The 14,148-nt window shown below is 64.8% G+C and carries 14 protein-coding genes; 8 read left to right on the forward strand and 6 right to left on the reverse strand.

Annotation, left to right across the window (positions count from 1 at the left end):
* Positions 1–209 precede the first annotated feature (209 nt).
* The 8 genes from J0I64_RS16475 to J0I64_RS16510 all read left to right on the forward strand — a co-directional run bounded on the left by J0I64_RS16475 (position 210) and on the right by J0I64_RS16510 (position 8,738).
* Positions 210–1,730, forward strand: a complete 1,521-nt coding sequence (locus tag J0I64_RS16475; protein WP_291410171.1) for an ABC transporter substrate-binding protein — start codon at positions 210–212, stop codon at positions 1,728–1,730.
* A gap of 62 nt (positions 1,731–1,792) precedes the next feature.
* On the forward strand, positions 1,793–2,752 hold the full coding sequence (locus tag J0I64_RS16480; protein ID WP_291410173.1) for an ABC transporter permease: 960 nt from the start codon (positions 1,793–1,795) through the stop codon (positions 2,750–2,752).
* Positions 2,752–3,594: an ABC transporter permease gene (locus J0I64_RS16485; RefSeq protein ID WP_291410175.1), complete on the forward strand. Its 843-nt coding sequence runs from the start codon at positions 2,752–2,754 to the stop codon at positions 3,592–3,594. Before J0I64_RS16480 ends, J0I64_RS16485 begins: the two co-directional genes overlap by 1 nt.
* Entirely contained in the window at positions 3,591–5,321 is a 1,731-nt protein-coding gene (locus J0I64_RS16490) for an ABC transporter ATP-binding protein (protein WP_291410177.1), read from the forward strand. The genes J0I64_RS16485 and J0I64_RS16490 overlap by 4 nt, the downstream gene beginning before the upstream one ends.
* Positions 5,318–6,310, forward strand: a complete 993-nt coding sequence (locus J0I64_RS16495; protein ID WP_291410179.1) for a serine hydrolase — start codon at positions 5,318–5,320, stop codon at positions 6,308–6,310. Before J0I64_RS16490 ends, J0I64_RS16495 begins: the two co-directional genes overlap by 4 nt.
* A gap of 5 nt (positions 6,311–6,315) precedes the next feature.
* Positions 6,316–7,440 (forward strand): anhydro-N-acetylmuramic acid kinase, encoded by a 1,125-nt coding sequence (locus J0I64_RS16500; RefSeq protein ID WP_291410181.1) that lies wholly within the window; start codon positions 6,316–6,318, stop codon positions 7,438–7,440.
* Positions 7,441–7,442: 2 nt separating this feature from the next.
* Positions 7,443–7,862 carry an N-acetyltransferase gene (locus J0I64_RS16505; RefSeq protein ID WP_291410184.1) on the forward strand — a complete coding sequence of 140 codons (420 nt, stop codon included), beginning with the start codon at positions 7,443–7,445 and terminating at the stop codon, positions 7,860–7,862.
* The gene (locus tag J0I64_RS16510; RefSeq protein WP_291410186.1) at positions 7,863–8,738 is read left to right on the forward strand and encodes an EamA family transporter; all 876 of its coding nucleotides are present in this window, start codon (positions 7,863–7,865) and stop codon (positions 8,736–8,738) included.
* Positions 8,739–8,787: 49 nt separating this feature from the next.
* On the opposite strand, the gene J0I64_RS16515 is transcribed toward J0I64_RS16510, so the two are convergent.
* The 6 genes from J0I64_RS16515 to J0I64_RS16540 form a co-directional block, all read right to left on the reverse strand.
* The gene (locus tag J0I64_RS16515) at positions 8,788–9,582 is read right to left on the reverse strand and encodes a sugar isomerase domain-containing protein (protein ID WP_291410188.1); all 795 of its coding nucleotides are present in this window, start codon (positions 9,580–9,582) and stop codon (positions 8,788–8,790) included.
* Between the two features lie 18 nt (positions 9,583–9,600).
* Positions 9,601–10,350, reverse strand: coding sequence for a GntR family transcriptional regulator (locus J0I64_RS16520; RefSeq protein ID WP_291410190.1), 750 nt, complete (start codon positions 10,348–10,350; stop codon positions 9,601–9,603).
* Positions 10,347–11,222, reverse strand: coding sequence for an ROK family protein (locus tag J0I64_RS16525; protein WP_291410191.1), 876 nt, complete (start codon positions 11,220–11,222; stop codon positions 10,347–10,349). Before J0I64_RS16525 ends, J0I64_RS16520 begins: the two co-directional genes overlap by 4 nt.
* The gene (locus J0I64_RS16530) at positions 11,219–12,076 is read right to left on the reverse strand and encodes a carbohydrate ABC transporter permease (protein ID WP_291410193.1); all 858 of its coding nucleotides are present in this window, start codon (positions 12,074–12,076) and stop codon (positions 11,219–11,221) included. The genes J0I64_RS16525 and J0I64_RS16530 overlap by 4 nt, the downstream gene beginning before the upstream one ends.
* Positions 12,073–12,966 carry a carbohydrate ABC transporter permease gene (locus J0I64_RS16535; protein ID WP_291410195.1) on the reverse strand — a complete coding sequence of 298 codons (894 nt, stop codon included), beginning with the start codon at positions 12,964–12,966 and terminating at the stop codon, positions 12,073–12,075. Before J0I64_RS16535 ends, J0I64_RS16530 begins: the two co-directional genes overlap by 4 nt.
* Before the next feature lie 63 nt (positions 12,967–13,029).
* Positions 13,030–14,148: extracellular solute-binding protein (locus tag J0I64_RS16540; RefSeq protein ID WP_291410197.1), on the reverse strand; the 1,119-nt coding region annotated here is incomplete at its 5' end.

The following is a 14,148-nucleotide window of genomic DNA, read 5'->3' on the forward strand; positions in this document are numbered from 1 at the left end:
CCGCCCTTCTGGCTGGCGTCCGACCGGTTGCTGGCGCGCGACTGACTCAGGTCGCTCCGCGCGAGGATGGCGGGTCAGCGAGACGTCCCTCCTCGGCCTTATAATAATACTGGCTGGCAATCAGCCAGCCTTTCAGCGGCCGGAGCGGCGATGGATTTCAGGAGTTTTCGGCCTTCCCGCTCCAGATGGGCCGACTGCAAGGAGGTAACATGATGAATTGGACCAATCCGCGTAAGCTCTTCACCGGGCTCGCAATTGCTACGGCGCTGTCCACGGCCGCCTTTGCGCTGCCGGTGCAAGCAGCAACGCTGCGCATGGCCTGGTCGCAGGATGCGACGGGTCTCGACCCGCACAAGCAGACGGCCTTCCCGTCCATTCGCCTGCTCGAGCTGATTTATGAGCCGCTGGTGCGCCTCGATGCCGACCTCAACGTCATTCCCGCCGTTGCGGCCAGCTGGGAATTTGCACCCGACGCCAAGACGCTGACCTTCAAGCTCGATCCGAAGGCCAAGTTCACCAATGGCGCTCAGGTCACCTCGGCCGACGTGAAGGCCTCGTTCGAGCGTATCCTCAATGAGGAAACCGCCGCCGCCGCGCGTTCGAACTTCCTCTCGATCGACACCATCGATACGCCCGACGCGGAAACCGTTGTTTTCAACCTCAAGACCGCCGACGTGCCGCTTCTGGTTGCCATGGCCGCCATCAATGCCGCCGTGGTCCCGGCCAGCGAGATCGAAGCCGGCAAAATCGGCACCGAGGCTGTCGGCTCCGGCCCCTTCAAGCTCGATAGCTGGGAGCCCAATTCCCGCGAAGTGCTGAGCGCCAATGCCGACTGGGCCGGTGGCGCACTCAAGATCGACGGCATCACCATCTCGGTCCTGCCCGACGAAACCGCAATCCTGGCTTCGCTCCGCGCCGGCCAGACCGATTTCGCCCTGCTCAACGACCCGCTGGTCGCCACCATGGTGCCCAACGAGCCGAACCTGCAGCTCAACCGCGTTGCCGGCCTTGCCTACAACGTGCTCCAGCTCAATCCCTCGCGTCCGCCCATGGACAACCTGAAGGTCCGTCAGGCCATGTCCTGCGCCATCGACCGCCAGGAAATCATCGATGCAGCCCTCGCCGGCGAAGGCAAGGTGACCGGCCCGCTCACCATGCCGGCCTTCGCTCAGGATCCCGACACGCTGTTCTGCTACAAGCAGGACCTCGACAAGGCCAAGCAGCTCATGGCTGAATCGGGCGTCAACGGTTTCACCGCCAAGGTGATCGCCGCCACCGGTGAACCTCCGGTTTCCGCTTCGGAAGCCCAGGTGCTCCAAGCCCAGCTGGCCGAGATCGGCGTCAAGCTCGAAATCGAGATGATGGAACTCAACGTCTATGTCGACACCTGGCTTGCCGGTAACTTCGACATGGCCGTGGCCCAGAACGGCGGTCGTCCGGATCCCTATCCGATGTACAACCGCTACTTCACCAAGGACGGTAACCTCCTCAAGGTTTCCAACTTCGTCGACGACACCCTCGACACCCTGATGAAGCAGGGCCAGGCCGAAACCGATCCGGCCAAGCGCGTTGAAATCTTCCATCAGTTCGAAAACCACCTCGTCGAACAGTCCCCGTGGCTCTGGCTCTCGACCGGCTACGGCTATACCGCACAGCTCAAGACGGTCTCGGGCTTCGTGCCCTCGCCGACCGGCACGCTGTTCGGCCTGACCGACATTTCGATCCAGTAATTTTCTACCACGTTGGAGGCTGGCCCATGGGCCAACCTCCTTTTTGCCAGGAGACGGCGTCGATGAATTATGTGGTCCAGCGCCTCCTGACATTCCCCCTGATCCTGCTCGGGGTGTCGGTTCTCGTTTTCATATCCATCCGGCTCGTACCGGGCGATGCGATCACCGCCATGCTCGGCACCGAGGCGGGACTTCTGACCCCCGCTCAGCGCGCCGCCCTCGCCGCCTATTTCGGCATCGACCAACCCGTCTGGGCGCAATATCTGCGCTGGCTCACCGGCCTCTTCCAGGGCGATCTCGGCATTTCCTCGATCTACGGCAAGCCCGTGCTCACCGTGATCCTCGAGCGTTTTCCGCTGACGCTGCAGCTTGCTCTGATGTCCATGGTCATCGCCCTCAGCATCGGCGTGCCGCTCGGCGTCTTCGCCGCCACGCGCAATGAAAAGCCATCCGATCTCGTCGTGCGCATCCTCGCCATGCTCGGCCAGTCGACGCCCAGCTTCGTCATTGGCGTGCTCATCATCTACGTGCTGTCGGTCTTCTTCGGCGTGGTGCCCGCCATGGGCACCTTCACGCCCCTGACGGTCGATCCCCTCGCCAGCATCGGGCAGCTGATCTTCCCCGCCGTTACCCTCGGCTTCGCCTTCGCCGCCTCGGTCACACGCATTTCCCGCTCGGCCATGCTCGATGTCTTGAGCGACGACTATATCCGCACCGCCCGCTCCAAGGGCGCCTCTCAGCGCAGCGTCGTCTGGCGCCACGCTTTGCCCAATGCGCTCATTCCCGTCGTCACCCTCTCCGGTGTCGAATTCGGCTATCTCCTCGGCGGCGCCGTCATCGTCGAACAGATTTTCGCCCTGCCCGGCCTCGGCCGCCTCGTCCTCGATGCCATCACCCAGCGCGACTATGCGCTGGTGCAGGGCACCGTCCTCTTCATCGCCTTCAACTTCTTGCTGGTGAACTTGCTCGTCGACCTCGCTTATGTCGCGCTCGATCCGCGTATCCGGATCGGAGGCCGCTGATGTCAAAACTGTTCCGCGCCTTCCTGCGACACCCCTCCGGACGCATCGGCCTCGCCATCATCTCGCTCTACCTGATTGCGGCACTGCTCGGCACGCTGGGCCTCACCCCACGTGACCCGCTAAAGCTGTTCGCCATCGACCGTCTGAAACCGCCCAGCGCCAATTACTGGTTCGGCACCGACCTCCTCGGCCGCGATACCTTCAGCCGCCTCATGGTCGGCATCAAGCAGTCGATGATCATCGCCTTTTCCTCCGTGGCCCTCGCCACCCTCTTCGGCACCATTATCGGCCTCCTTGCCGCCTGGTGGGGCACGCTGTGGGACGGCATCCTGATGCGCATCATGGACGTGCTGCTGGCCTTCCCGGCCATCCTCCTCGCCCTCCTCATCATCGCCATCGTCGGCCCCGGCACCGCCACCAGCGTTGTGGCCATCGCCATCGTCTATACGCCCATCTTCGCCCGCGTCGTCCGCGGCCCGGCTCTCTCGCTCAAGCAACGCGATTTCGTCGACGCCGCCCGCACCTTCGGCAGCTCGCAGCCCTACATTTTGAGCCGCCACCTGCTGCTCAATCTCGTCGCACCGCTCGCCGTCCAGGTCACCCTCGCTCTCGCTTGGGCCCTCCTCACCGAAGCCGGCCTCTCCTTCCTCGGCCTCGGCACCCAGCCGCCGACCCCGTCGCTCGGCCTGATGCTGGCGGAGAGCAAAAACCTGATGACGCAAGCTCCCTGGCTGATGATCTTCCCGGCCCTGACCATCATGCTCGGGATTCTAGGCTTCAACCTCACCGGCGATGCCCTGCGCGATATTCTCGATCCCCGCACCCAGAGGAGAGAAGCATGACCCCGCTCCTTTCCGTCCGCGACCTGCGCGTCGGCTTCGGCCGGAACCCTGCCGCCAATGAAGTGGTCAAGGGCGTCAGCTTCGATCTCGCCCCGGGCGAGACCCTCGCCATCGTCGGCGAGAGCGGTTCCGGCAAATCCGTCACCGCCCTTTCGGTCAATCGCCTCGTCGATTTCGGCGGCGGCCGCATCACCAATGGCTCCATTCTGCTGCAGCGCAGCGATGGCTCGACACTCGATGTCGCTAAAGCCGATGAAAAGGTGCTCCGCACCATTCGCGGCCGCGATGTCGGCATGATCTTTCAGGAGCCGATGACCTCGCTCAATCCGGTGCACACCGTCGGCGCCCAGATCGAGGAAGCGTTCCGCCTCAATCGTGGCCTCCACGGCGCCGACGCAGAACGCGCCGCCTTGGAAGTTCTCGAACGCGTCCGCATCCCCGACGCCAAATCGCGCCTCGCCTACTACCCGCACCAGCTCTCCGGCGGCATGCGCCAGCGCGTCATGATCGCCATGGCCCTCGCCAGTAGCCCGCGCCTGCTCATCGCCGACGAGCCGACCACCGCGCTCGACGTCACCGTGCAGGCCCAGATCATGGCACTCCTCGCCGAACTGCGTGCCGAAACCGGCATGTCGATGATCTTCATCACCCACGACATCGGCCTCGTCGCCGGCATTGCCGACCGCATCATGGTCATGCAGCACGGCCTCGCCGTCGAGCAGAACACCACCGATGCCGTGCTCGACAATCCCCAGCACGACTACACAAAGCACCTCCTCAACGCCGTCCCCCACTTCACCTCCGGCAAGGCCGTACGGGCCGATGGCGAACGCGCCGCAACGAGCGAACCCATCATCAAGGTCGACGACCTCGTCGTCCGCTTCCCCGTTAAGAAGGGCCTCTTCAAGCCCAAGGGCGCCATCCACGCCGTCGACGGCGTCAGCTTCGATCTCATGCCCGGCGAAACCCTCGCCATCGTCGGCGAAAGCGGCTCCGGCAAATCTACCACCGCCCGCGCGATCCTCGGCCTCGTCGAAAAGCACCGCGGCGCCATCGCCGCCAAGGCCGGCCGCTCGCGCCGCCCCATCCAGATGGTGTTTCAGGACCCGTTCGCCTCGCTCAATCCGCGCCTCAATGTCGAAGCCCTGATGGCCGAACCCGCTATCGCCAATGGCCAGAAACTCGACGACGCCCTGCGCGACCGCATGCGGTTCCTCCTCGATCGCGTCGGCCTCCCCGCCGATGTGCTCAACCGCTATCCGCACCAGTTCTCCGGCGGTCAGCGCCAGCGCCTCTGCATCGCGCGCGTGCTGATGCTCAATCCCGATGTCGTCGTGCTCGACGAAGCCGTCTCCGCCCTCGACGTGTCGGTCCAGGCCCGCGTCCTCGATCTTCTCGTCGACCTCCAGCGCGAATTCAGCCTCGCCTACCTCTTCATCTCGCACGACATGGCCGTGGTCGAACGCATCGCCCACCGCATCGCCGTCATGTATGCCGGCCAGATCGTCGAGATCGGTGAGGCGCGCTCCGTGCTGGCCGACCCGCAGCACAGCTACACCAGGCGCCTCATCTCCGCCGTTCCCGCCGTCGAGCGCCGCCGCCAGCATTTTGCCGTCGACGCCACCCAGGTGCCCTCGCTGGTCCGGCCGGCCGGCTATGAACCGCCCCCGGCCAATTGGCGAGAAGCCGGTCGGGATCACCGCGTCCGCATCGAAGAGACCAAATGACCAAGCCGCAAGACATGCTGGAGCGGGCCTTCCCCGCCCTTGAACAAGCCATCGCTTCCGGCCGCATTCCCGGCGGCGTCCTCGGCGTCATCGACCGCGACGGCAACCGCGCCATCCGCGCCATCGGCTCGGCACAGACGGTCCCCACCAGCCGACCGATGACGGAAGACACCTGGTTCGACCTCGCCTCGATCAGCAAGGTCGCCTTCACCACCGAGCGTATCCTCGCCCTCGCGGAAGCCGGCACCATCGACCTCGACGCGCCGCTGACAACCATCCTGCCCGACTACCGCCACTACAATCTCGACAATTGGGAGCGGAAGATCACCTTCCGCCAGTGCCTCGGCCACCAGACGCCGTTCCCGGCCGTCTTCCCGCTCTATACCTATGGCCGCGACCCGGACCTGCTGCGCACGTTCCTCTTGCAGCACGAATTCCCCGCCGGCCCCGCCGTCTATTCCGACATCAACTTCATCCTCCTCGGTTTCGCCCTCGAACGTATCCACGGCAAATGGCTGCGCGAACAGGACCCCGGCCCCGGTTTCGCCTGGTCCGCCGATCCGCAAAACGCCGCCGCCACCGAACTCTGCTACTGGCGCCACCGCGTCCTCGTCGGCGAAGTCCACGACGACAATTGCTCGGCCCTCGAAGGCGCCGGCAATGCCGGCCTCTTCGGCACCGTCCACTCCATGCTCGACTTTGCCGGCGACAAGCTCACCAATGCCGGCCCCGACGCCCTGATCCGCACGCCCCTCAGCGCCCGCCGCACCCATGGCTGGGAACGCCCCTATGACGGCTGGTCCGGCGGCGACAATTGCACCGCCGAAACCATTGGCCATACCGGCTTCACCGGCACCGGCATCTGGATCGATTTCGCCCGCGGTCACGCCTGGACCCTCCTCACCAATCGCGTCCACCCCACCCGCCATTTCGACAGCGGCATTTTTGCGCTGCGCCGCGCGGTCGGTGACCGCATCAACGCCGAGTAAATCAGATGACCTTTGAACCAATCTGGGCCGTGGGCCTCATGACCGGCACGGTGCTCGACGGCAATATCGACGTCGCCCTCCTCCGCACCGATGGCGAGACCGTCGAGAGCTTTGGCGCCTATACCCTCGCGCCCTATCCCCAATCGATCCGCGACCAGCTCGAAGAAACCCTCTCCCAGGCCCGCACCTGGGCTTTTGACGGCCCCGAGCCCGCCATTTTTGCCGAAGCCGAAGACGCGCTGACCCGCGCCCAATCCGCCGCCGTCGCCGCGCTCGTCAAGGACGCCGGCCTCAAAAACGAAGACATCGGCGTCGTCGGCTTCCACGGCCAGTCCGTGCTCCACCGCGCGCCCCAGCCCGGCCGCATCGGCGCCACCCGCCAACTCGGCAATGGCAAGCTGATGCACGACCTCCTCGGCATTCCCGTCGCCTATGATTTCCGCTCCGCCGACGTCCGCGCCGGTGGCCAAGGCGCGCCCCTCGCCGCCCTCTACCACCAGGCGCTCCTGAAAAAGATCGGCGCCACCGACGGCAAGACCGCCGTGCTCAATCTCGGCGGCGTCGCCAACGTCACCTTCTGGGATGGACAAGACCAGCTCATCGCCTTCGACACCGGCCCCGCTAACGCCCCCATCAACGACTTTGTCAAAAGCCTCGGCTTGGGCGACATGGACCACAATGGCGAAATGGCACTGCGCGGCAAGGTCGACGAAGAGCGCTTGGCAAAGCTCCTGACCCACCGCTATCTCAGCGCGCCATATCCAAAATCCCTGGACCGCTTCGACTTCCTCTCCACCATGGCCGATGGCCTCGGTGCCGATGATGGTGCGGCGACCCTCACCGCCTTCACCTGCGGCGCCGTCGGCAAGGCGCTCGACCTCCTGCCCCAGCGCCCCGAAAAGCTCGTTGTTTGCGGCGGCGGCCGGCACAATCCGGCAATCATGGCCATGCTGAAAACCCGCGCCGGTGTTGAAGCCGTCCCCGCCGAAACCGTCGGCTGGCGCGGCGATGCCATTGAGGCCGAATGCTTCGCCTTCCTCGCCGTCCGCGTCCTCCGCAACCTGCCGATCAGCTTCCCAACGACCACCGGAGCACCCCACCCGCTGACCGGCGGCGTGCTGGCCAGCTGATCATGGTCATCGCCATCGAAGTCACCGAAAAGCCGACGCAAGAGGCGCTCGACATCATCGGCAAGAGCCTTACGAGCTTCAACGAAGCCGATGTGGGCCCTGCCGATCGTCGCCCCCTTGCGGTGCTGGTGCACGATGCCGAACAGGCCCTCATCGCCGGCATTTCCGGCTACACCGCTTGGGGCTGGCTTTATGTGCAGTGGCTCTGGGTGGCCGAGGGCAATCGCGGCCAGAACCTTGCCGGCCGCATGCTCGCCGCCGCCGAGGCCGAGGCCCGCCAACGCGGCTGCCACGGCGCGTACATCGACACCTTCAATCCGCACGCCTTGCACGTCTACCAGAAGGCGGGCTACACGGTCTTCGGCACCCTGCCAAACTTTCCTCCGGGCCGCACCCGCAGCTTTCTCTCCAAGGATCTCTAGGTGAAATCCCTCAGCGGCATGCTCTTCTGCGCCTCCGGCATCGTCCTGATGTGCTGCATGGATGCGACCGCCAAGGCGCTCGGCGCCGAACTCAGCACCTTCCAGGTCGTCTTCCTGCGCTATCTCGGCGCCGCCATCTGGCTGACGCTGTGGATCGCGCTCACCGGCGCTTCATGGCCCAAAAAGTCCGATCTCGGCCGCCAGGCCCAGCGCGCCGCACTGCTGGTCATCACCGCCTCGCTGTTCTTCTATGCGGTCACCAACCTGCCGCTGGCCGTCGTCGCCGCCCTCGGCATGACGGCCCCGGTTTATGTGACCCTTCTCGGCGCGTTCTTTTTTCATGAAAAGATCACGACCGGCGCCTGGCTCGCGCTGGCTCTCGGCGCCAGCGGTTCGGCCATCATCATTTTTACCGGCCAGTCCCACGGTCTGGAAGGCAGCGGCAATCTGCTGGCCTGGGCCGCAGCCGTCCTTGCCCCGCTCACCTATGCCGTGGTGGTGGCGATGCTGAAACACCATTCCCGGCACGAAGACCCGGCCGCCATGACCATGGGGCAGTCCCTCCTTGCCGCAATTCTGGTTTCTCCGCTCGCCTTCGGCGGCTGGCCGACCATCACCCCGCACATTGCGGGCCTCGGCACCCTGATCGGCCTTTTGGGCGCTGTCGGCTTCCTGCTGTTGGTCCATGGCCTGCGCCGCCTGCCGGTCAGCGTCTTCGCCGTGCTGGACTACACCGCGCTCATCTGGGCGGGCCTGCTCGGGTTCATCTTCTTTGCCGAGGTGCCCGGCCCCCAGCTCTGGATCGGTGGCAGCCTGATCATCGCCGCCTGCATTCTCAATTCCCGCCGCCCGGTAGAAGCCCCGGCCGCAAGCTAGGCAAACCGCCACCCCGGCCAATGCCGGGATGGCGAAACCCGCAAAAAGATCAGCCTTCGTTGGCCATGGTTTTCTTGAACTGGGCCAGGTGCTTGGACTGCGCGTCGATCATCTTCTCGCGATACTGACCATAGATGATGTCGGTATCGTGCAGCGTCACGCCCGGAATGGTGGGCGAAGCAAAGACCGGCAGCTCGATCCCCTTGTCCGCCAGCTTCTGCGCGGTGCGCGACACCAGCTCGTGCATCATGATCATGGCGAGGACGGTCGACGAACCCGAAACCGGCCGGCTCCAGCCCTTGATGTCGACAATCGCATCTTCCACCGGCGCGCCGGTATCGATCACGATATCGGCCGCATGCGGCAGGCGCTTGCCCGAGCTATGCGTCGCCGGCTTGCTGGCGTTCGACTGCGCCGTGATGGCAATGACGGTCAGGCCGCGCTCCTTGGCATAGAGCGCCGTGTCGATCCCCGAGGCATTGCTGCCCGAATGGCCGAAGATGACGATGGTGTCGCCGGCATTGAGCGGCTGATGGTCCAGGAACTTTTCGGCATATTTTTCGGTGCGCTCGAGCCAGAGCAGTTCGCGCACGCCGCCGGCACCCAGAATATTGTGCCACATGACGCGCGGGTCGGTCAGCGGGTTGAAGCCGAGATAGGAGCCGTAACGCGGATAGGTTTCCTGCACCGGCAGCACCGAGTGGCCCGAACCATAAAGATGCACGAGGCCGCCATTGGCGAGCGTGTCGCTCATGGCCTTCGATGCCGCCTCGAAAGCGGCTTCGTTTTCTCCGGCGGTCTTTTCGGCAATGGCCGCGAGCTTGGAAATGAAGAGTGTAGACATGGGTCTGGCCTTTCAGAACTAGACGTAAAGGGTTGAGCGGATTTCGTAGCGGTCGGCCCGCATGGTCGAGACCGCAAATTCAAAGGGACTGCGCTGGTCAAAGGTTATGCGCTCGACCTCGAAGGCCGGCGTCCCCTCGGGCAGTTCAAGATCGGCGGCATCCCCCGCCGCGACCGCGCCGACGCGATAGACTTCCTTGGCCTTGACCGGAACGATGCCCGCATTGTCCTTGAGCCAGCGATAGAGCGAGGTCACGTCGGACGCGGCCTCAAAAAGGCCCGGCGCCCGCGCCGCCGGCAGATGCGTCGTCTGGATGCCGATGGGCTGGCCATTGCCGAGCCGCAGGCGCCGAAGCTGCACCACGCTGTCGCCCTCGGCGATCTCCAGCGCTTCGGCAATTTCCCGCGTCGCCGCAATCATCTGCGCATGCAGCAGCCGCGTTCCCGGCGACACGGCAAGCGTCTGCATTTCATCGGTAAAGCTGGTCAGCCCGCGCACACCGGCCACCATGGTCGCCGAACGCACGAAGGTGCCGCGCCCATGCTCGCGCCGCAGCATTCCGGCTTCTTCGAGATTGCGCAGCGCATGGCGCAGGGTAATGCGCGAGATGCCGAGCATTTCGCACAACCGATCCTCATTGGGGATCTGCAGCCCCGGGGCCCATTCGCCCTGGTCGATGAGGTCGCGCAGCGCCATTTCCGCCTGGTGCCACAGCGGTTCCGGACGGCGCCGATCGGGCCGCACCAGGCCCGCAGGTTCGTCGCTCATGATGTCCTCCTCCAGTTCGGGCCGAGCGCCCCGGCAAAAGCCGCGCCCACCAGCCCCGCTTTGGCGCCATGCCGCGCCGGCAACAGCGCAACGCCGCGCAAATGTGGCGGCAGGCGCCGGTCGACTGCCGCGTGCAGCAGCGGTTCAATGACGTCGAAAGCCTCGGCCACGCCGCCGGCTATGATGATGGCAGCCGGATCGAGCAGCGCCACCGCCGACCCGATCGCCGCCCCCAGCGCAGCCATGGGTTTTGCCAGCAGCCCCATGGCCCCAGCATCCCCCGCCCGCGCCGCGGCGATAAGCTCATGCCCCTTGGCAAGACCAGCGCCCTGCGCCAGCCGATCCAGCGCCCTGCCCGCCGCCTGCCGCTCGAGCCAGCCGCTGACATCTTCGCCCTGATCCGCCAAATCCGCCGTTGCCCAGCCAAAGGAACAGGCACCGCCGCCCTGCCCGGCGACGATCACGCCAGAAGCCAGCACCGCCGACCCGATCCCGGTGCCAATAGCCAGCAGCACCGCGTCGGAAAGACCCGTGGCCGCCCCGGCCCGCACTTCGGCCAGCAAGCTAAGCTGCGCATCATTACCCAGCCCAATCGCCGTCCCGGCAAAAGCCTCAGTGAGATCGAGCCCATCTAGATAAGGCAGGTTCGGCACCCAGCGGCAAAGCGAGCCCTGCGCCAGCCCCGGAATGCCAAGACCCAGCGCCTCTGCCCCATGCGTCGCGAGGAGCCCACCAACCAGGTTCAAAAATTCCGCCCGCGATTGCGGCGCAGCAAGGTCCTCGACAAGACGCACCCCCGCCGGATCGGCCCTGTCGGCCAGCCCGATGCGGCACCGCGTACCGCCAAGATCGATAGCGAGAACCGCGCTCATCCCTTCACCCCCGTCGCGACGATGGAGTCGACGAAGAAGCGCTGCAGGAAAACGAACAGGATCACCGGCGGCAGCACCGCCAGCGTCGCCCCGGCCATGACGAGCCCGGTATTCATCGCCCCGCGATTATAGCTGAGAAGCCGGCTGAGCGAGATGACGATGGGATATTGGTCCGTATTGCCCTGCAACACGGTCAGCGGCCAGAGATAGCTGTTCCAGTGGTAGACAAAGGCAAAGAGTGTCAGCGCCGCGATCGCCGGCAACACCGATGGCGCGACGATCTTGAAGAGGATCAAAAACTCGGAAGCCCCATCCACCCGCGCCGCATCGATCAAGTCATCGGGCACGCCCTTGATATATTGGCGCATGAGAAAGATGCCGAAAGCATTGGCAAGATTGGGCACCACGACGCCAAGCAGATTGGCATTGAGCCCGAGATAGCCAGTCAGTCGATACAGCGGGATCAGCGTCACGATCGGCGGCAGGAACATGGTCGCGATCAGAATGGCGAACAGCCAGTCCCGCCCCTTGAACCGATATTTGGCAAAGGCATAGCCGGCCATCAGGCTCGTCACCACGATGGCCACGGTCGTCACCAGCGCAATGAAAGCCGAATTGACGAAGGACCGCCCAAGGCTGACGACACCGGCCACCTCGGTATAGGCATTCAGATTAGGCGAACCCGGCCACCAGACGGGCGGCACCTGCATGCTCTCCTCGGGCGTCTTGAGGCTCGACAGCACCATCCAGACCAGCGGAAACGCCGCCGCCACGGCAATGGCGAGTACGAGCAGGCTCACCAGCGTCCAGCGCCAGGTCGTCGGATAACGTCGATAGGGTCGCATGGCACTCATCGCTGCTCTCCCCGGTCGCGCAACAGCGCAAACAAGATCACGATCACGACGATCAGCGAGAGCATCAGCGTCACGGCCATGGCCGAGCCCAGCCCGCCCTGCGCCCGTTCGATGCCGACGCGACGGATGTGATAGGTCATGACATTGGTCGAGTTGACCGGCCCGCCCTGCGTGATCAGCGCCACCGGCTCGAACACCTGCACCGCATTGATCACCGCAATGACGGCCGAAAACAGCAGCGTATTGCGCAGGAGCGGCAGCGTGATCCGCCAGAACTGCATCCAGGCCGAAGCCCCGTCGACCAGCGCCGCCTCATAGAGCGAACGCGGAATCTGCGTCAGCCCCGCCACCGCCAGCACGGTAAAATAGCCCACCTGCTGCCAGACATTGAGAATGACGATGGAAACGAGCGCCGTCTTGGGCGAGGACAACCAGGTCTGGGGCGGAATGCCGACCCAGCCAAGCATCTGGTTGATCGGTCCCTCGGTCGGCGAATAGAGCTTTGACCAGACCAGCGCCACCGCGATCATCGGCACCATATAGGTCGAGAACAACACCGTGCGCAGCACGATCCCGCCCGGCGCAAAAGTCTGGTGGACGAGTAGCCCCAGCACCACCGACAGCGGCAGGATCAGCGCCACCGAGAGGGCGGTATAGATCGCGGTATTGCCAAAGGCCGCGCGAAAGTCGCGCCCGATGGAGGTCGGCCCGAAAAGGTCGGTGAAATTGGCAAGACCCACGAAACTGGCGGTTTCAAAGCCCGTCTGCGTCGACCACTGCGTGAAGGAAAGGCCAATGGTCAGCACCATGGGCACGAGAACGAATATGGCGATGAGCCCCGTGGCGGGCGCAAGCATGCCGATGGTCGAGCGGGTCTGGCGGCCTGTCATCCGGAAAGTCTGCCTGGAGGTCGGAAATGCGGGCGGGGACCATGCCCCGCCCGCTTGCGAAGGCTACTTGGCGTTACGCCCGAGGATTTCCGTCGCGTCAGCCTGGGCGTTTGCCTGGGCTTCAGCGGCCGTCACCTGGCCGAACTGCAGCGCTTCAAGCGTCTGCTGCAGGGATTCCGAGAATTCCTGCCCGCCCAGCACCACCGGGAACGGCTTGGCGTCCGAAAGGGTCTCGGTATAGCCGGCCAGGAACGGGTCGGCAGCGAGCCGATCGCCAAAGGCGGTCACGTCGGAAGTCCGCGACGGCAGGATACCCATGGACATCAGGATATCGCCCATGGCCGAAGCGCCATTCTCGCCCGAACCTGGACCATTGAGCCAGGAAAGGAATTTCCAGGCCGCTTCCTGCTCCCCGGCTGCCGCCTGGGCATTGACCACGGTCATCCAGGAGTAGGAAATCGAGCGCGCCTTGTCGCCCGACGGACCAACCGGGATCGGCGCCGTGGCGATATCGCCAAAAGCCTCGCCCATGCCGGCCTTGAGCGCGGATTCCCACCAATTGGCCATGATGATCATGCCGGTCTTGCCCGACACGAAATTGTCGAGGAACGGCCCGGTCGTATTGGCGTCGGCAGTCGCCATCGCCGGGTCGGAATAGTGCGAGGTGATCAGCTTTTCATAAAGCTCGAAGGTTTCCTTGGCCGCCTTACTGTCGAGCACCGGCTTGCCGTCGACGATCAGGTCGCCGCCATTGGATACGAGCAGCGAGGCAAAGGGATGCAGCACGCCCGCCGCCCAGGAATTGATCAGCCCAAAACCCTGCTGGCCCTTGGACGCATCGGTCAGCTTTTCCGCAGCCGCGAGGAATTCGTCCCAGGTCTTCGGGGCCTCGGCAATGCCGGCTTCGGCAAAGAGGCGCTTGTTATAGTTGAGCGCATAGACGTCGATTTCGTTGGGAATGCCATAGAGCGATCCACCGACCGAAGCCGCCGAAACCACACCAGCCGGCCAATTGGCCTTGGTGTCGCCCGCCACCGCTTCCGGCGCGGCGCTGACGAGGCTATCGCGCACCAGGTCCGGCAGCCAGGCGTCGTAAATGCCGGCAATGGTTGCCCCACCCGCACCGCCGCCCGATGTGCGCAGCGTCGTCAGCAGGTCGCCAAAGGGCACGGCGCGCACGGT

Origin of the sequence: Devosia sp. (assembly GCF_017307565.1) — a bacterium.
Taxonomy (GTDB): Bacteria; Pseudomonadota; Alphaproteobacteria; order Rhizobiales; family Devosiaceae; genus Devosia.